This is a genomic window from Pseudomonas syringae (assembly GCF_000737245.1).
In the GTDB taxonomy this organism is placed as follows: Bacteria; Pseudomonadota; Gammaproteobacteria; order Pseudomonadales; family Pseudomonadaceae; genus Aquipseudomonas; species Aquipseudomonas syringae_J.
Map to the genome: position 1 here is coordinate 209,994 of NZ_JPQU01000045.1, position 17,593 is coordinate 227,586.

Below are 17,593 nucleotides of genomic sequence, written 5' to 3' on the forward strand. Positions count from 1 at the left end.
GGATTCCTTGATCAGTCAGCTTTTGACTGGCCGTTCTGTTCGGCTGGCAGGGTCTGATCTGGGCTGATGGCCACGTGCGCGCCATTGTCGAGCTTGAGCTGCCCGCCACTGACCACCCGTTCGCCGGATGTGAGTCCTTTGCTGATGATGACCAGCCCGTCACGGCGCTCGCCCGTTTCCACGAAGCGGCGGTCGACGATCAGTTGCTCTTCGCCCCTGGCGTCCTTTTCGGGTTCGCCCCCGGCGGTTTTTTTCGGCACCACGACATACACGGAGTTGCCGTAGAGGGTGTAAGTGATCGCGCTTTCGGGCAACACAATCCGGGTTTTTGGCCCAGGCAACAGCACCTGCAAGTTGGCAAACATGCCGGGCAGTAGCTTGCCTTCCGGGTTTGGCAGGGTGGCGCGAATCAACACGTTACGTGTGACGTCATCCACTTTCGGGTTGATTGCACTGATCGTGGCTTCAAAGGTTTGCTCAGGGTAAGCGGCGACACTGACCACGGCGATCTGGCCCACGCTCAACAGGGGCAGTGATTGCTCCGGAACGTTGAAGTCGAGATAGAGGCTGCTCAGGTCCTGCAAGGTGGCAATGACTGTGCCGCTGGCAAGGTAGTCACCCACATCCACCTGACGAATGCCGATGGTGCCGCCGAACGGGGCCAGGATGCTTTTCTTGGCCAGGGATGCGTTCAGTTGAGCAACGGTTGCGCTGGCTTTTTTCAGTTGCGCGGCAAGTTTGTCGAAGTCCCCCCTGGAGATTGCCTGATCACCCACCAGCCGACTGCCACGGCCGTATTCCACCTGTGCCAGTCCGAGGTCGGCCTGCGCGGTGCCCAGCAAGGCTTTTTCGACATCGCTGTCCAACTGCAACAACGGCTGACCACTTCGGATCTTTTGCCCTGAATCGAATTGAACCACCTTCACGGTGCCAGCGATTTCGAGACTCAGGTCCACACCCTGCAACGCCTTGAGCGTGCCAATGGCGGGAAGGCGGCTTTGCCACGCACGTTCACTTGCCGTTGCTACGGCAACGCTGATGGCGGGTTTGGGGGCGGAGAATTGTTGAATCTGCTGATAGATGGAAAACGCTTTGTAGCCGGCAAGCAGCAGAACGACCAACAACACAACGCCCAACATGATCAGCATCCGGCGACGCAGCATATCCATATCCTTGGAAAATCAGTTTGAACCAACCGTACACGGCGCCGGATCCAGTAAGCTTACTGTTGCGAACGTCAGCGTGCGGGGGAACCTACATTCTAATGGGAATTACCAAAGCCGCTAGCAAACCTCCCGACCCGAGGTTTTCCAATCTGATTTCTCCGCCCAGACGCGTCGCCACAGTTTGCACAATGGTCAGCCCCAACCCGACTCCCTGATCATTGCCGGCGCTGTAGAAGCGTTCGAAAAGTCGTTCCCGCTCGGCTTCATCAATCCCCGGCCCCTGATCAGCGACCATGAGATGAAAACTGTCGGCGGTGAACTCCAGCGCGACGCTGATCTGCCCACCCGCAGGGGAGAAGTTCACTGCGTTTGTTACCAGGTTCTGTAGCGCGATTTCGATCGCTGGAAAGTTGGTTTCTACGGTGTGAGCCTGTTCGCTGCAGTCGAACGACAACTCCATCCCCCGGCTTAAAACCCAAGGGGTCATCTGCACCAGGCTCTCTCGTATGGCGCTGACCAGATCGGCCCGGGTCGTCTTCCCCGCACCGGCGCTGGGCTCCAGTCGTGCAATGGTCAGCAGCTGATTGACCAACCGAGTGGTGCGGTCAACGCCGATGATCAGGTAGTTCAACGACTCTCGTCGCTGTTCTTCATTGCGCGCTTCCAGAACGTTTTGCGCGTGCACCCGAAGAACTGCCAGGGGCGTACGCATTTCATGCGCGGCATCGGCGATGAAGCGACGTTCACGGCTCAAGACTTCCTGGATCTGCCCGAGCAGCCTGTTCAGCGCGGCCTGCATGGGCTCAAGCTCGCTGGGTAGCGGGGCCAGTTGCAATGGTTCGAGAGACCCCGGGTGACGCGCTCTCAGCGTTGATGCCAGGTCAGCCAGGGGCTTGAGTCCCCAACCGATCGCCAGCCAGATGGCAGCCATCAGCACCAGGCTGCCGAAGAGATTGGGCAGCACCGTGTGGCGTACGATCCGGTTGACCAGATCGGAACGGACATCGTCGCGCTCGCCAACCCAGATCAACAGATTGTGTTGCTCGTCTTTGAGTACGAAGGTGCGCCATTTGTGCTTCCTCACGTCATCGATGTCGCTGAATCCGGAATACTGCGGTGCGTGGGTCATGCTCGGCGCGCTGAGGGTATGGACCAGCAGGTTGTTTTGCAAGTCCCACACCTGAAACGCGATTTTGCTCTCGTAAGGGTGCCCATCGACCCTGGGTTCTGCCTGACCCAATGCCTGGTTGAATGCCTGGTAAAGCTGCGCGTGTTCCTGACGCGCCAGCGGCATGCGCATGATGCCTTGCAGCAATCTGGCGTTGGTCGCCAGTTGGGCGTCGTAGACTTCCGCGATTTCATGATTGCTGTCGTGAACGTTGACCAACGTCAGAATCAACAGACCGATAAGCACCAGGCCGATGATCAGGGTCAGAGTGCGGCGACGGATCGAAGTCACTGACGATCCTCCACCAGATAACCGACGCCACGAATGGTCCGGATCAGCTCACTGGAAAATTTCTTTCGCAGGTGATGAATGTGCACTTCAAGGGTGTTGCTCTCGGCTTCTTCATTCCAGCCGTACAACAGCTGGATCAGGCGCTCCCTCGTCATTACACGCCCCGGTGGCGACAGCAGTTCGTAGAGCAGTTTGTATTCCTTGGGGGTCAAGGGAACGGGGTCGTTGTTGTACGTAACCTGTTGGGTCGAAGGGTCCAGCCTTATACCCGCATGTTCGATCATCACCGACGCGCGGCCAGCACTGCGCCGCAGCAAGGCGCGCAGCCGAGCCTTGAGTTCGGAGAGGTCAAAGGGTTTGACCAGGTAGTCGTCCGCGCCTGCATCAAGTCCGGCAATACGATCTTCAGTGGCGTCCCGCGCGGTGAGTATCAGGACGGGCAAGGCAGATCCGCTCTCGCGCAGCCGCCGCAGGACGGTTAGCCCGTCCATTTTCGGCAGCCCCAGATCAAGAATGGCAAGATCGAATACTTCACTCAGTAGCGCATGCAAGGCGCTGGCACCGTCGTGTACCCAGTCGACGGTGTAGCCCTCGCGAATCAACCCCTGATGAATACCTTCGCCCAAGGCGACATCGTCTTCGATCAACAACAAACGCATGAACGCCCCATTATTCAGGATTTAAGTTTCTTGTTAACGTCGATCAGCAATAACTGGATGTCCTTGCGGCGTCCAGTGTCGGCCACCTCTCGCCCAGGTCGTGGCTGAGCCAGCAAGGCTTTTTCCAGCGCCTGGCGTGCTTGAGCATAGCGCCCTTGGCGGAATAAGTGGTCACCCCAGAAATACAGTGGATCAATGCCGTCGGGATTAATCTTCAGCGCCTGTTCCAGCAGCACTTGGGCTTTATCTGCATCACCGAAACCAATCGGCCAACCGGGAACCCGGTCATAGAGCGCGGCGAGGCTCGCGTAGGCGGAGCCTTGCAAGGCATCAGGATCCAGGGCCAGCGCCTGTTCCAGATCGGCTTTGGCCTTTTTCACCTTGCTCAGCGCGCCGAGTCCACCCTGGGCGCCCGCCCAACTGCTGGTGACGATGCCTGACCAGATCCAGGCTTCAGCCACTTTTGGACGCTGTTGGGTAAATGCCGAAGACTGTGAGGACAGCTTTTCGAACGCACTCACGCGCTGCTCTTCAGGCAACTGGTATTGGATGTGAGCCCACTCTTGCTGGATGGAGGACAGACGCTGTTGATCAGGTGCATCAAGCGCCCAGACGGGCAGACTCAACATCGCAAGCAGAGCTAATAGTGGTCTTTTCATGGTTTGAATTACTCTTCGGCAGGTGAGCTGCTCAGTCGGCGTATGAGGGGTAAGTGTTTGCGTAGTCCGCGATCAACCACGGTGGGCAGCAGGCCATTGAGGCGCACGAAAAACCGTTCGGGCCATCCTAGGTAGAGTTCCCGTTGATTACCGGCAATCGCACTGACGACCGCCGTGGCCACTGTCTGCGGATCGTCCTCGTTGCTCTTGAGCGCATTGTTGAGGGCGAGGGCCGCCGGGCTGTTCATGGAAGTGCGTGTGGCGCGTGGCGCGACGTACAGCACGCCAATGCGCGTGTCTGCCAGCTCTCGGCGCAGGGCCTCGGAAAACCCGCGCAAGGCAAACTTGCTGGCGCAGTAGGTCGCGTAGCCGGCGTATCCAATCGAGCCATATATCGAACCGACGTTGACCACCATGGCAGCGCTGGCCTGGCGTAATACAGGAAGCATGAGGCTGGTGAGTTGTATGGGCGCAGCCAGGTTGATGCCCAGCATCGAGTCGATCTCTCGACCAGGCAGGTCCTCAAGCATGGCGAAGTGGTTGACGCCCGCGGCATTGATCAGCAGGTTGACGCCTGCCATGGTCTGAGCCGCCAGTAATACCTGCTGGCGACCTTCGGCCGTGGTCAGATCCGCCTTGATCCAATGCAGCTGGAGGGGATAACGCGCCTGCAAGGGCAGCAGTGGTTCCTGATGTCGGGACACCGCGAGCACCTGGGCGCCCTGGCTGCACAATGCTTCAGCGATAGCCATGCCGATGCCGCCACTGGCACCGGTCAGTACAACTCGCGCTTCAGAGATGCGCATGACTGGATTCCTTCAGGAACTCACCTTCTGCGACCGGCAGTTGGCGGAACATCTCGGTGTAAAGTCCATACACCACTTTTGAAGCGCGGATCACGGCAGCCTGATCATCGGGATCATCGAGACGATCCATCAGCTTGCGGTACGTTTCCATGTGTCCGATATCCAGGCTGCCATGAGAACTCAGGTAGCTGAAGGCGTCGGGGCCAAGGCCAAGGCGTTGCTGGATACTGCCGGCGGCATGAGTTGCCAGTGCAATGCTGGTGCCTTCCAGTACGTTCACCATGCCGAACAAGGCCACTGGATTGCCCCGGGCGATCCGGTCATAGAGGTAAGCGATCATCAGCTCGATCGGTAAACCTGGTGACCCGTCACGCACGGCATCGGCGTCCGCGTCACAGGCACGCAGGTCGTTGAGAATCCATTGTTCATGCCCGTATTCATCTTCGATGTATTCGCACACAGCGCCTCGCAGCCATTCAAGGCGCGAGGGCAGCCGGGCACCGCAGGCCATCATCAACGGCACGGTATGTCGGACGTGGTAATAGGCCTGGGTCAGAAACTCGCGATAACTGTGCAGCGTGACCTCACCGGCCAGCGCCTGACGGATCACGGGTAGGTTGAACAAGGTCTCGCGTTCTGTGCGGGTCGCGTCTTGCAGTGTCTGGAAAAAACTCATGATTGAATATCCTCAACGTGCTTGGGCTCAATGAAGTGCTGGCGGTAGTGCGCCAGAATGACTTCGCGCTTGGGGCGGCCGTTCGCCGTGGCCATGCCATTACGGGGGGTGAAAGGGTGTTCAAGGCGTGTCCAGCTATGCACCTGGGCGTAGTCGGGCAGAGCCAGGTTGGCCTGACTGACGGCGTCGGCAATTTGCGAATCGGTGGTTTCTTCACGCAGTGGCCAGAGCAACGCATGGTTGCTGGCCCTGGCCTCGCCATAGACGAACGCCTGACCCAGCAGGCCGCGTTGGGTCAACTCGGCCTCGACCCATTCGGGGTTTACGTTGCGACCGAAGCTGGTAACGAATTGGTGCTTTTTACGTCCATGGAGGTAGAGATAACCGTCCGCATCGAACTCACCGAGATCGCCGCTCGGCCACCACTCAGGGACAGTCTGGCTGTTGCCGAGATAGCCGAGCATGCCTGGGCTTGCAATCAGTACTTCGCCATCTTCAGCCAACCGTATCTGCACATGAGGCAGCGGCTTGCCGACGCTGCCGGGGTGATGAGCACCGGGCCGGTTCAGGGCCACGACCGATGAACATTCTGAAAGGCCGTAGCCCTCGTAAACCGGGAATCCTGCAGCCTCGGCCCGCAGCAGCAGGTCATGGGCTACTTTCGCGCCGCCCACGGCGACGAAGCGCAATTGCGCAGGGTCGAACGCCCCGAGCTCGCAGGCACTGACCAACAGCAGTAACAATTGCGGCACCAGAATCATGCTTTGCGGCTGACGCATGTTCAGGGTCTGCAGCAGCCGTGGCATATCCACACCGCTGGCACCTTGAATGCCCAAGTTTTTCTGGGTGGGCAGGCTCAACATGGCCCCGGCATATAGCGCCGCGTAGCAGCCGACGTTTTCCAGCAAAATGGCCAACGGCAGCAACGAGAGATGGTGCTCGGACTGCCGTGACTGACTGGCGTTGTGAAGCTCGTACGCCACGGTCAAAACCGCTTCGGCGCTCAGGCATACCCCTTTCGGATTGCCGGTGGTTCCCGATGTAAAGGTCAGCTTTGCAGTGCCCTTCGGGAGCACAGAAGGTCTGCGAACACCCCGCACCCAGAGCCCATCAATTGAGCGAAAGCCGGACTGCTCCAGCTCGTCAGCGTATTCTGGCGCCGCGATGACCAGGTCAGCCTGACTCTCATAAAGGCAATGCAATCGCTGGGCCGGGCTGAAGAAAGGGGGGAGGGCCACGCATGTCAAACCCTCGAACAGGATCGCAAGATCCCAGATCAAAAAGTCGGGGCCATTCTCCAGCGCGAGGGCAACGACTTGGGCATCGAGGGTTTTGAGGGTCTGCTGACGCAGGCGGATTTGCGCATCAAGCGTTGCGTAGTCCAGCTTCAGGTCATCGCCCCACAGCGCGCAGCCATGCGGCTGCTCATTGGCAAGATCGGTGATGCGTTGGCGAAAATCAGACAGTTCAGGCGACATGGCAGGTTCGCTCCAGGGTCAGTGGCAAACCGAAGCGCTCGAACAGGTTGCTGTTGCGCAGATGCAAGTAACCAGAGCGGATGTCGCCAACATGCACGTTGGGGTGGGTGCTGTAATAGGTTCCCCAACTGTGCCGCTCCTCCCCCAGGCGCATGGAGTCTGCCGCGCACAATTTGACCGGGCGCAATCCCAGGCGATGGAAGCTGTTGACCAGGCTCGCATTCCCCGTGAACGCCACCCATTCCAGGCCGCCCATGGCGAGCAGCCAGGTGATGGTGATGATGCTAAGGCGTGCGCTACCCAGGTTGCTGGCGGCCAGGTTGCCCACCTCGACAATCCCTTGGCGGTCCACTGACCTGCCTGCGACGGCCTCGATGGCGACGTCGATCGGCTTATCCAGATAATTTTCCAGAAATAACGGACCGGATGTCGCCAGGCGAACACCTGTGACCGCGCAGAGCGTGCCTGCGCCGTCTTTGAGACCGAACAGTTCAGGCATGAACTGGTGAATCTCGGCGTTGTGGGCTTGGCGAAAGCGATCCTGGATAAACGCTTCGAACTCATCGCGCAGTGGCTCTTGCACCAGGGCGCGATGGAGTGAAAGGGCGGGTGTTCCAGCATTGCCGAAACTCAACGGTAAACAGATGTTCCAGTCCAGACCCTGCATGGGTAAGGCTCCTCCCCAGTGGCGAATGGGGGGAGTATCAGGGCGGTTTCTTAACCGAATCTGAAGGTGAGCAAAATAAGTAAAAGAGGCATCTTCAGACTTCCTTAAGCCTGTTGCCGCACAGTCCCGGTGCCTTTTCGCAGTCTCTCTCCTCTATAACGAGTTCCGCGCATGAATACCTCCCTGCACCGTTACGCCAAACTTTCCATTTACCTGCACTGGTTGATGCTTGCGCTTTTTGTCGGAGTCTATGCCTGTATCGAACTTAAAGGATTCGCACCCCGTGGCAGCACGTTGCGCTCTGCATTGCTGGGTATGCACGGGATCTTTGGTCTGGGGATATTCGCCTTGGTCTGGATTCGTCTGCTCGGCAGGCTGATGTACAAGGCGCCGGTCATTACCCCAAGCCCGGCTGGTTGGCAGATCGGGCTCTCGCACCTAGTGCACGGCCTGCTGTATCTGCTGATGATTGCGACACCGATTCTGGCGTGGCTGATGCTGGCTGCCGGTGGCAAGCCCATGCCTTATTTCGAGTTCTTTATGCCTGCCCCAATCGCGGTCGACCCGGCATTAGCCAAACAGATCAAAGGCTGGCATGAGTGGCTGGGCAGCACGGGTTACTGGCTGATAGCGATACATGCCGCTGCGGGATTGTTCCATCACTACTACGTGCGGGATAACACGCTGAGACGCATGCTGCCCAGGTAAGTGCGCGCCTGATCCAGGCTTTTGAAGGGCTTGGAGTGGCAGGTGAGATGACTGGGACGCAGGGATACTCCGGATCAGTAAAACGGGCTTGGGGTGTTTCACACCAGATGCAGGTGGTTATCCCAAAGCCCGGCAGGCAGATCCAGCGGTTTGGCGACCAGCTCCGGTTTGCGGCAGTCATAGAACCGGCAGCGGCCCTGGCCTGAGGTCACGACGAAACCGTCGGCGACTGCACCCACCCCCGCGCAATCAGGCAATGGCGCGTCCAGGCGAACGGCGCCGCTGTCCAGATCCCAGATGAAAAAGCGGTTGCCTCTCGGAGCGGTGAGCGCCACCAGACGTAGCTCGCTATGCACCGCCACACTGGCGGTGTAGTGGGCCATGGCCGCCAGCTGCTGCGGGTCCACTGGAAACGCCTGAAACGGCTGGCCTGGACGCTTGATGGCCAACAGCTCGGCCGACTCGTGAGAAGCCCCCATGAACTGCTGACCGGCGACGATGGTGCCGTCGCTGCCAATGCCCAGATGCCGCACGCTGTTCATCGATTGCCCAAGGGTTTCCTTGCTCAGCAGCGTACCGTCGCGCTTCATCAGCACCAGGCTTGGCTCCATGGCGTTGAGGTTCATTTCAACGCGACTTTCCGCTTCGGTGCGGATACCGCCGTTAGCGACCACCAGGGTTTCGCCATCGGGCATCCACGACACCTGATGCGGGCCAATGCCATGTGTCGGAATTTCACCGGAATGCTCCAGCCGGCCATCGACGAATCGATAAACGCCCAGCAGGCCGCGGCCCGGGTCGGTGGTGTCATTCTCGGTGGCGTACAGCCATTCACCGCTGCTGTGAACGACAGCGTGCCCATAGAAGTGTCGATTGGGTTGCGAGGTGATGGTCTGCAACAGACGGCCGTCGCTCAAATCGATGAGGTAGCTTTCGGTACCTGGACGGCGCGCAACGAACAGCGCCAGATTCAAGGTCGGATGGTTGATGATGTCGTGACAGCGCTGGCCGACCTGGGTCGCGAAGACTTGCTGGCCATCGAGGCGATAACCCACGGCGTAATGATGCCCGTCGTCGCCGTCGCGGGCCGAGAGCAGCAAAGGGCTTTTGCCTTTTTGCCGAAAAAGGGTCCAGCCGCCCAGCGTACAGGCGCTGAGCAGCAGACTTCCGAGGGCCAGGGCCTGGCGTCGCAACATCAAGGGTTACCTCTGATCAATCGCCGTCGTTGGCGTTAAAACCCAGCTGGATACCCAGCGCTTTGGCCAGCTCGCCTTCGTGGAGACGATGCACCACGTTCAGGCTGTCGTAGAACGCATTGAGCTGCTGGCGGCCTTCTTCACTGGCCAGCAGATCGGCCAGAGGGGGTTTCAGCGCAGCCAGCAATTTGCGACTCGCAGCGTAAGCAGCGTCGATCTTGTCGGCTAGCGGTTTCTGCTCGGCGGGCAACAGGCCACGCAGACCGTGATTGTCCACGCCTGACCAGACGGTCTCGGCGCTGGCGAGGCTCGCTTCGAGGCTGCTCAGCGACGACTTGCTGCGCCATGCATCAGCCTGGAAGGGTTGCGGTGCGCCTTTGGTCTGGCGACCCAGCGGTGTGCCCAGTTTCTTCTTCAGGCTGTCCAGTGCGGTGACCTGCACCCGAAGCAGTTCGGCGATGGCTTCGTGGGAGTCGGCATAGCGTTTGTTGGGGAATTTGCTCAACTGTGCCAGCATGCCGTCGGTGCTGTTCCAGCTGCTGAGGATTTCTTCGGCAAGGGCTTTCTGGCGTTCGCCAATCGCTGTGAGCAACGGGCAGTAACGGGCCTTCTGTTCAGCATTGGCCATGTCGATGGCGGCGTCGAACAGGATGTATTCATAGGCCGACAAGCCCTGAACCACGACGCTGGATTTGGCCAGGGCATCGGCGCTGATCTGCGGCTGCGCGGTGACCAATTGCTCGACCTGCCGGCCGACGAGGTTTTTCTTGTCCGGCCAGAATTGGATCTGCCAGGCGCGATTGCCCTCGGCCAGCGGGCCGATCAGCAAAGGTTGCAGTTCAGCCCAGGTCTTTTGCGCGTGCAGGAAATCGGCGCGGGCACTGGCCAGATCAGTCTTGCCCTCACAGAACGCCAAAGCGCTGGCTGCCAATTGCCGATCAGCGTCCACCCAACGGCTGTAGGTGGGCAGGATGACTTGTTTGGCGATCGACGCAGACGTAACCGCCTGCGGATCCGCTGGGGCGCAGGCGCCCAAAGCGAGGGCGGCAAGGCTGGTGAAAAGCAACTTGGGGCGGAACATGTCCGGCTCCTTATAGTTTTAAATGAAAGACGTCATAACGAATTCAGAAACGCCAGCAGCGCCGCGCGTTGCTCGGCATCGAAAGCCAGCACCTGACGCTGCGCCGCCTGTGCTTCGCCGCCGTGCCAGAGCACCGCTTCAAGCAGATTACGGGCGCGCCCGTCGTGCAGAAATTGAGTGTGACCGCTGACCGTTTGTGTCAGCCCGATGCCCCACAGTGGTGGAGTACGCCATTCGCGGCCTGTCGCCTGAAACTCGGTTCGGTTGTCGGCCAGTTCCTCGCCCATGTCGTGCAACAGCAGATCGCTGTAGGGGCGAATCACCTGATCGGCCAGCTCCGGTTCGGCAGCATCGTGGCCGGTCTTGAACTGCGGCGTGTGACACTGCTGGCAGCCTGCCTTGTAGAACAGATTTTTGCCAGCGAGCACTTGCGGGTCTTCCACATCACGTCTTGCCGGGACCGCCAGGTTACGGCTGTAAAACAGCACCAGGCGCAGAATATTGTCGCTGACCTCGGGCTCGCCATCGGGACCGTTGCCGTTGGGGGCCGCAAGGCAATCGGTTTGCGCCGGCGTGCAATCATCATTCATTTTAAGGCTGGTGGTCAGGCCCATATCGCCCGCAAAGGCATGAACGTTCTGCTGATTCAAAGTCGGTTGCCCGGCCTTCCAGCCAAACCTGCCCATCACGACTTTCTGCTCAGCGTCGTCCCAGACATAGTTGGGGCGCCCGGAAATCCCATCGCCATCTCTGTCATCCGGGTCTGCGTTGGCCAGAATGGCCGCGTCCGGTATGGCCTCCAGCAAGCCGAGGCCAATCATGGGCGGCGCAACCCGCACCGACGCGCGGGTTTCGGGATGCATAGGGCCGTAGCCCAGTTGGGTGATGCTCAGTGTCGGCTTGCGCAAGTCGACCTGAAAGCCATCGCGGAAGCGAATCGGCATCGGCTCATATTCGATACGCACTTTGCCTTCCGGGGCGACACCGGGGACTGACATGTCCTGCAGCTGCCCACCATAAGTCGGCTCGGGCAACACGCCGTTCTTCTTGATCAGCTCGGCGTAGGCAGGGTCATCGGGTATCGACAGACGCACCAGCGTCGACACCGCATTGATAGCGTCCGGCCCAGGCGGATGACCCCGGCCGTCCTTGATGTGGCAGTTCTGACACGCATTGGTATTGAACAAAGGCCCCAGCCCATCACGGGCCGTGGTGGTCGAAGGTGCGATCACCCAGGGGCTGCGAAAGAAACTGTTGCCGACACTGAAATCCAGCCGCCGCACTGGCGACAGATTGGCCGAAGGCAGGGAAAACGCATTGCGATCACGCTTGTTCACCGTCGCATGCCCCCCCGCCAGCGCTTCACCCGGCTCAGCCTGAGTGAAACGAGGGGCGTCATCACACGCACTCACAAACAGAGCGCTGAGCAACAAAAGCACCGGACTCAACCGCGTAACCATATTCAACCTGCAACAAGCCCAAAATCGGGGGGTGCAAGCTTACCAGTCCAAGGCCTGTCTAATAAGAGGGATTATCGTTTACCTTGACTTGTCGCAATGTGTTGTTACGAATCTGCGGCTTTCCATGTTTAGCTGGACTTGATCTCGCTATGAGCAGATAGCCGTTTTGTGACCACGGCAGGTCATTGGGGCCGGATTCAAGCTCTGTCATCGAAGCGCGCCTTGCACGGAGCGGGGAGGGAGGCGCGGATAGTCGACGACGAAGGCGAGGGCTTCAAGACGGCAAAAGCTAATTAGGAAAAGCCCTACAGCGTTCTCGGAGTCGTCTTTCGGACAGGCGCTGTGTAGGCGCAATCGGAGGTTACGGTGGTCGCGATGGCGGCGTGTCAGATACACCGCATTCGTCGCCGTCGTGACCTCCGACAACTCCTACAGGATTGCGGTGTGCCTGAAAAAATGGGTGTCTTTTAGGCGCTGCCGAAGGCTGCGAATCGCGGTGTGTCAGATACACCGCATTCGCGACCGTCGTAACCTCCGATTGCTCCTACAGGTTCTGCGTTTTTCAGATACGAACGTATTCCAACCCACGGGAAATTCCGGCCATAAAAAATGCCAGTCAGCAAGCTGACTGGCATCTTTCAGGGCACTTGATCGAGGCGTTCAGAAGCGAACGCTCAACCTCGCGGATCAGAATTCGTGATCGGCGTTGTCCGGGTTCAGGTCGGTGATGCCGAGCTTGCCAGCGGCTTGCTCGATGGCACCGGTCTGTTTGACCAGCGCGCCGATAGCGTCGCGAACGATCTGGTTGCCTTCGGTGTTACCCGCAGCGATCAGTTGATCGAAGTGCTGGCCTTTGTTGGCTTGATCGACGATGGCTTGCAGTTTGGCCTGGGTGGCGTCCAGGTCGGCGCGCAGGGTGGCGTCGGTGGCTGGATCGGCTTTGGCAACCAGGGACGACAGGCTAGGGCCGCTGATTTTGGTGCCGTCTACACGGGTGTATTCGCCCAGGTAAACGTTGCGAATGCCTTTGCCGTTGTAGAAGTGCGAGTTGTGCGTGTTGTCGCTGAAGCAGTCGTGTTCGTCTTCGCTGGAGTTGGCTTCCAGTGCCACTTTCATGCGCTCGCCGGCCAGCTCGCCCAGCGACAGGCTGCCCATGCCGAAGAGCATTTTGCGCAGGCCGCTTTCGCCGGATTCGGCTTCCAGGGTCGCGCGATAGTTATCGGCTACGCCTGGCTTCCAGTTGTTGGACATTTCTTCCAGGTCGCTGACCAGCAGCTCGGTCACTGCTTTCAGGTAGGCGCGACGACGATCGTTGTGACCGCCGGTGCCGCCAGCGCCTTCGATGTAATCCGAAGCCGGACGCTCGCCAGCACCCGGACCATTGCCGTGCAGGTCCTGGCCCCAGAGCAGGAATTCAATAGCGTGGTAGCCCGTTGCAACGTTGGCTTCCGAACCGCCCAGTTCGTTCAGGCTGGCGAGTTTTTCAGCGGTGATGTCTTTGACGTCAACCTTGTCTTCGCCAACCTGAACTTCGGTATTGGCGATGATGTTGGCGGTTGCACCCGGGTTGCCCAGCGCGTGCTGGTAATCCTTGGCGACGTAGTCGATCAGGCCTTCGTCCAGGGGCCAGGCGTTAACCTGTCCTTCCCAGTCGTCGATGATGGTGTTGCCGAAGCGGAAGACTTCGCTCTGCATGTAAGGCACGCGAGCTGCAACCCAGGCGTCGCGGGCTGCCTTGAGCGTCTGGTCGCTGGGCGCCGCGAGGAAAGTGTCGATGGCTGTACGCAGGGTTTTGGCAGTGGCTTCAGCGTCGCTGAACACGGCGTAGACCATGTTGGCGTAGTTGGCGACTACTGCTTTGGAAGCAGCGTCCGCCGTTTGCGCAGCTGCGGCTGGAGCTGGAGCCGCAGCAGTCGGAGCGGGTGCAGCGGCAGGGGCTGGAGCCGGAGCAGATGCGGGGGCTGGCGCGGCGGCTTTTTTATCGTCGCCGCAACCGGCGAGGGAAATGGCGATGGCCAGCAGACTAGCGGTTGCCAATGGCATACGAATCATGACGGAATCCTGCGTCTAGAGGGTTTAAGGCGCCCGGCGCCCAAAAAAAGCTGCGACATAATGCGAAAGATTTGCATTCGATGTAAAGGCATATTGCCCAGACCGGAATGAGAGGTGGGGGGAGCTTGTAATAAAGTGTTTCAATATGCACAGCTACTTGGCAGGTCTCGCACCTGTGGGAGCGAATTCATTCGCGAAGGCAATATTAACGTCGATGAAGCTTTATCGAGTGTACTGGCCCCTTCGCGAATGAATTCGCTCCCACAGATTTGATTCGTCGAACGCCATCCATACCTACAAAACCTCAACATTACTGCGTTGCGCCTGTTTCAGATAAGCCAGCAGCTCACGGGCGGGCAGGGGCTTGCTGTAGAGGTAGCCCTGGCCTTCATGGCAGCCTTCGGAAATGATGTAGGCCTCTTGCTCGACAGTTTCCACCCCTTCAGCGATGACCTGCATGCCCAGGCTTTTGCCCAGCTGGATGATGGCGCGCACGATGGTTGCGTCGTCATCGTCATCGATCAGGTCCTGCACGAAGCTCTTGTCGATCTTGATCTTGTCCAGAGGCAAGCTCTTGAGGTAACTCAGGGACGAATAGCCCGTCCCGAAGTCGTCGATGGCGATCAGTGCGCCGGAGCGACGCAGGCTCAGCAGATGCTGGGCGGCGGTGCTGATGTCTTCCATCAGCCCGGTTTCAGTGACTTCCAGCTCAAGGCTGCGTGGAGGCAAGCGATAGATCTGCAACAGGTTGTTCACCACCCGGGGCAGCTCGGAGTGGTGCAACTGCACGGTAGACAGGTTGACCGCCATGCGCAGGTCGGTGAAGCCCTGATCATGCCATTCACGCAACTGGCGACAGGCCTGATCCAGCACCCATTCGCCAATGGCAATGATGGTGCCGTTCTGCTCGGCCAGCGGAATGAACAGGTCGGGTGGCACCATGCCGTGTTCTGGATGCTGCCAGCGAATCAGCGCTTCCACACCCACCACCCGATGATCCCGGTAGCTGATTTGCGGTTGATACACCAGATAGAGCTGATTGCGCGGCAAGGCTTCGCGCAGGTCTTTTTCCAGTTCGCGGCGGCGGCGTATTTCGCTGTCAACGCTGGCGATATAGAACTGATAGCGATTGCGCGAGCGTGTCTTGGCCAGGGTCATGGTCTGCTCGGCCTTTTGCAGCAGCTTTTCAGTGCTGTCGCCATCCTCCGGGAACAGCGTGATACCGATAGTGGCGCGCAGGCGGATTTCCTGATGATCCAGGGCAAAGGGTGCCTCAAGATCATCGAGGATATTCTGTGCCAGCTCGGCAGCTTCGTAGGGCTGCTCGATGTCGGCCTGCACCAGTGCGAACTGGTCGCCGCCCAGGCGGGCCAGCGCACCCAGCCGGCCGCTGTGACCGCGCAGGCGGTCGGCCAGAGCCAGCAGTAGTTGGTCGCCAGTCTGATAGCTGAATTGTTCGTTGATGCCTTTGAAGTCATCCAGCCCGACACAAATAACGGCCACCCGGCGTTGCAGGCGACCCGCGTCTACGAGGATTTTGTCCAGTTGTTGTTGCAGTTGCTGTCGATTGGGCAGGCCGGTCAGAAAGTCGTATTGGGCCATGCGCAGCAGACTGTTTTCCGCCTCATGGCGCAAATGCGTGTTGCGTTCGATGGAGGCCAGCAATTGGTTGGCGGTATTGACCCAGACACCCAGCTCGTTCTTCTCGTGGCCCTTGAGTAGCGGCAATTGGTGCTCGCTGGGCCGGTCCGGGTTGATGTTGGTCAGATGCTCGATGATTCGGGACAAGGGCTTGGTCAGCAACCAGTGGTAGACCAGATACAGCACCAGGCCCATCGCCAAGGCTCGCAGCATGCCGGAAATGAAAATGATCACCGCATTGATGATGAACTCTTCGCCATAGGTGGCGGTGTCCAGGGTTATGCGCAAGTCCCCGTAATATTCGCTATAGGGGCTGCGGCCGACGAGTTGGGTGGTGAAGCTGCGCTGCTGGCCGAGGATGATATCGGTGAGCCAGCGGGTCGACGAAGCTTTGAGTGGCCGTTCCTTCTCGGCCAGCAAGGTTTCATTGGGGTGGCCAATGGAAGCCATGCGCACCGCGTCGTCCTGAAACAACCCTTCGATAACCTGCATGCCCATCTCTCGATCAAGGCTATAGACGGCCTGTGTCGATGGATCGCGAAACATATCAAGGATTCTTTCAGCATCGCTGGCTACGGCCTGCCGGGTTTTGTACGCGTCGTAGACGATTTGCGCACAACTCAACACCACGCCCACGATCAGTGCCGACAAAAGCACCACTCGCAGCAGCTTCACAGAAAGGCTGTTTTTGAGTTCCAGCTTCAAATGGTCATTCCTTAATCCGTGCCGGGTACTTGCAACCTTTGCCACCATCAAAAGCAGTCGAGCCGGAAACGGGCGCTGGGCGATCCAGCGGCCTGGTCACCTGATTCCTTGCGTCGGGCTGGCTTTGAACCAGATTCAGCCATTTTCACTGTGTCGGACAAAAACCTCTGAAACTTGAACCTGATCGTAAAACCCAAGCGCTGATATTAGTCCGCTATCTTTCCCTGACAATACCTGAAACGCATTTCAGGCGTGAAAAAAAACCCGGCAATGCCGGGTTTCTTTCTATACCGAAATACAGCTACTGAAATCAGGCCGCGTATTGCTTGGCGACGAAGTCCCAGTTGACCAGATTCCAGAACGCTTCAACGTATTTAGGACGCAGATTGCGGTAGTCGATGTAGTAGGCGTGTTCCCAGACATCACAGGTCAGCAACGGAGTGTCGCCGCTGGTCAGTGGGTTGCCTGCGCCGATGGTGCTGGCCAGAGCCAGGGAACCGTCCGCTTTCTTGACCAGCCAGCCCCAGCCGGAACCGAAGGTGCCGATGGAGGTTTTGCTGAATTCTTCTTTGAACTTGTCAAACGAGCCGAAAGCCGAGTTGATGGCATCAGCCAGCGCGCCGGTAGGTTCGCCGCCAGCGTTTGGCGCCAGGCAGTTCCAGTAGAACGTGTGGTTCCAGACTTGAGCGGCGTTGTTGAAGATGCCACCCGAAGAAGTCTTGATGATTTCTTCCAGCGTCTTGCCTTCGAACTCGGTGCCTGGCACCAGGTTGTTCAGGTTCACGACGTAGGTGTTGTGGTGCTTGTCGTGGTGATATTCCAGTGTCTCTGCGGAAATGTGCGGCACCAGAGCGTCTTTGGCGTAGGGCAGTGGAGGCAATTCAAAAGCCATGGTTTATCTCCTAATCAGGTCAGTTGCGGTGAGCGCAAGGCCGATCACGGGCGGCCAGACAGAACAAAACATACGCCGGTGAGTTTGTACTCTTTGCGACGCAGGGTCTGGATCATAGCACCGGGCCTGCGGCTTAACCACGCAACAACTGTGTGGGATAGAGGTTCCAGAGCGTTTGCCGAAAGGTGGGTTTCGATCTGTAGGAGATTCTATGGTTGCTCGCAAGCGGATGTGACGACGTGGGACCGGCTTTAGCCGGGAAGAGGCCAGTACATCTACCCGATATTT

General features: G+C 58.8%; 15 protein-coding genes. 1 reads left to right on the top strand and 14 read right to left on the bottom strand.

The features are described from left to right. Positions 1-11 precede the first annotated feature (11 nt). The 8 genes from IV01_RS08765 to IV01_RS08730 all read right to left on the bottom strand — a co-directional run bounded on the left by IV01_RS08765 (position 12) and on the right by IV01_RS08730 (position 7,570). Positions 12-1,163, bottom strand: coding sequence for an efflux RND transporter periplasmic adaptor subunit (locus IV01_RS08765; RefSeq protein WP_032629851.1), 1,152 nt, complete (start codon positions 1,161-1,163; stop codon positions 12-14). A gap of 91 nt (positions 1,164-1,254) precedes the next feature. Next, positions 1,255-2,625: an ATP-binding protein gene (locus IV01_RS08760; RefSeq protein WP_032629852.1), complete on the bottom strand. Its 1,371-nt coding sequence runs from the start codon at positions 2,623-2,625 to the stop codon at positions 1,255-1,257. Beyond that, entirely contained in the window at positions 2,622-3,284 is a 663-nt protein-coding gene (locus tag IV01_RS08755; protein WP_032629854.1) for a response regulator, read from the bottom strand. Before IV01_RS08755 ends, IV01_RS08760 begins: the two co-directional genes overlap by 4 nt. Before the next feature lie 14 nt (positions 3,285-3,298). Further along, entirely contained in the window at positions 3,299-3,943 is a 645-nt protein-coding gene (locus tag IV01_RS08750; protein WP_032629855.1) for a tetratricopeptide repeat protein, read from the bottom strand. Positions 3,944-3,951: 8 nt separating this feature from the next. After that, positions 3,952-4,749 (bottom strand): SDR family oxidoreductase, encoded by a 798-nt coding sequence (locus IV01_RS08745; RefSeq protein ID WP_032629856.1) that lies wholly within the window; start codon positions 4,747-4,749, stop codon positions 3,952-3,954. Beyond that, the gene (locus IV01_RS08740; RefSeq protein WP_032629857.1) at positions 4,736-5,425 is read right to left on the bottom strand and encodes a TenA family transcriptional regulator; all 690 of its coding nucleotides are present in this window, start codon (positions 5,423-5,425) and stop codon (positions 4,736-4,738) included. The genes IV01_RS08745 and IV01_RS08740 overlap by 14 nt, the downstream gene beginning before the upstream one ends. Further along, a complete protein-coding gene (locus IV01_RS08735) occupies positions 5,422-6,903 on the bottom strand; it encodes an AMP-binding protein (protein ID WP_032629859.1) in 1,482 nt (493 codons plus the stop codon). Before IV01_RS08735 ends, IV01_RS08740 begins: the two co-directional genes overlap by 4 nt. Further along, on the bottom strand, positions 6,893-7,570 hold the full coding sequence (locus IV01_RS08730; RefSeq protein ID WP_032629860.1) for a thermostable hemolysin: 678 nt from the start codon (positions 7,568-7,570) through the stop codon (positions 6,893-6,895). Before IV01_RS08730 ends, IV01_RS08735 begins: the two co-directional genes overlap by 11 nt. A 171-nt stretch (positions 7,571-7,741) precedes the next feature. Here IV01_RS08730 and IV01_RS08725 point away from each other — a divergent pair, with 171 nt between their 5' ends. Then, positions 7,742-8,278, top strand: a complete 537-nt coding sequence (locus IV01_RS08725) for a cytochrome b (RefSeq protein ID WP_032629861.1) — start codon at positions 7,742-7,744, stop codon at positions 8,276-8,278. 98 nt (positions 8,279-8,376) lie between these two features. On the opposite strand, the gene IV01_RS08720 is transcribed toward IV01_RS08725, so the two are convergent. From IV01_RS08720 to sodB, 6 genes are all read right to left on the bottom strand, one after another. Beyond that, on the bottom strand, positions 8,377-9,474 hold the full coding sequence (locus tag IV01_RS08720) for a DUF1513 domain-containing protein (protein ID WP_032629863.1): 1,098 nt from the start codon (positions 9,472-9,474) through the stop codon (positions 8,377-8,379). Positions 9,475-9,490: 16 nt separating this feature from the next. Continuing rightward, a complete protein-coding gene (locus IV01_RS08715) occupies positions 9,491-10,555 on the bottom strand; it encodes an imelysin family protein (RefSeq protein ID WP_032629865.1) in 1,065 nt (354 codons plus the stop codon). 32 nt (positions 10,556-10,587) lie between these two features. Beyond that, positions 10,588-12,015 (bottom strand): di-heme oxidoredictase family protein, encoded by a 1,428-nt coding sequence (locus IV01_RS08710; protein WP_032629866.1) that lies wholly within the window; start codon positions 12,013-12,015, stop codon positions 10,588-10,590. A 687-nt stretch (positions 12,016-12,702) separates the two neighbouring features. Further along, the gene (locus IV01_RS08705) at positions 12,703-14,067 is read right to left on the bottom strand and encodes an imelysin family protein (protein ID WP_032629867.1); all 1,365 of its coding nucleotides are present in this window, start codon (positions 14,065-14,067) and stop codon (positions 12,703-12,705) included. A 294-nt stretch (positions 14,068-14,361) separates the two neighbouring features. Further along, positions 14,362-16,461, bottom strand: a complete 2,100-nt coding sequence (locus IV01_RS08700) for a putative bifunctional diguanylate cyclase/phosphodiesterase (protein WP_418903545.1) — start codon at positions 16,459-16,461, stop codon at positions 14,362-14,364. Positions 16,462-16,723: 262 nt separating this feature from the next. Further along, positions 16,724-17,305 (bottom strand): superoxide dismutase [Fe], encoded by a 582-nt coding sequence (gene sodB / locus IV01_RS08695; protein WP_032629869.1) that lies wholly within the window; start codon positions 17,303-17,305, stop codon positions 16,724-16,726. Positions 17,306-17,593 lie beyond the last annotated feature (288 nt).

Coding starts and splice junctions, on each gene's coding strand:
- IV01_RS08765 (WP_032629851.1), bottom strand. CDS start 1,163: ATGCTGCGTCGCCGGATGCTGATCATGTTGGGCGTTGTGTTGTTGGTC.
- IV01_RS08755 (WP_032629854.1), bottom strand. CDS start 3,284: ATGCGTTTGTTGTTGATCGAAGACGATGTCGCCTTGGGCGAAGGTATT.
- IV01_RS08750 (WP_032629855.1), bottom strand. CDS start 3,943: ATGAAAAGACCACTATTAGCTCTGCTTGCGATGTTGAGTCTGCCCGTC.
- IV01_RS08745 (WP_032629856.1), bottom strand. CDS start 4,749: ATGCGCATCTCTGAAGCGCGAGTTGTACTGACCGGTGCCAGTGGCGGC.
- IV01_RS08740 (WP_032629857.1), bottom strand. CDS start 5,425: ATGAGTTTTTTCCAGACACTGCAAGACGCGACCCGCACAGAACGCGAG.
- IV01_RS08735 (WP_032629859.1), bottom strand. CDS start 6,903: ATGTCGCCTGAACTGTCTGATTTTCGCCAACGCATCACCGATCTTGCC.
- IV01_RS08730 (WP_032629860.1), bottom strand. CDS start 7,570: ATGCAGGGTCTGGACTGGAACATCTGTTTACCGTTGAGTTTCGGCAAT.
- IV01_RS08725 (WP_032629861.1), top strand. CDS start 7,742: ATGAATACCTCCCTGCACCGTTACGCCAAACTTTCCATTTACCTGCAC.
- IV01_RS08720 (WP_032629863.1), bottom strand. CDS start 9,474: ATGTTGCGACGCCAGGCCCTGGCCCTCGGAAGTCTGCTGCTCAGCGCC.
- IV01_RS08715 (WP_032629865.1), bottom strand. CDS start 10,555: ATGTTCCGCCCCAAGTTGCTTTTCACCAGCCTTGCCGCCCTCGCTTTG.
- IV01_RS08710 (WP_032629866.1), bottom strand. CDS start 12,015: ATGGTTACGCGGTTGAGTCCGGTGCTTTTGTTGCTCAGCGCTCTGTTT.
- IV01_RS08705 (WP_032629867.1), bottom strand. CDS start 14,067: ATGATTCGTATGCCATTGGCAACCGCTAGTCTGCTGGCCATCGCCATT.
- IV01_RS08700 (WP_418903545.1), bottom strand. CDS start 16,461: ATGGTGGCAAAGGTTGCAAGTACCCGGCACGGATTAAGGAATGACCAT.
- sodB (WP_032629869.1), bottom strand. CDS start 17,305: ATGGCTTTTGAATTGCCTCCACTGCCCTACGCCAAAGACGCTCTGGTG.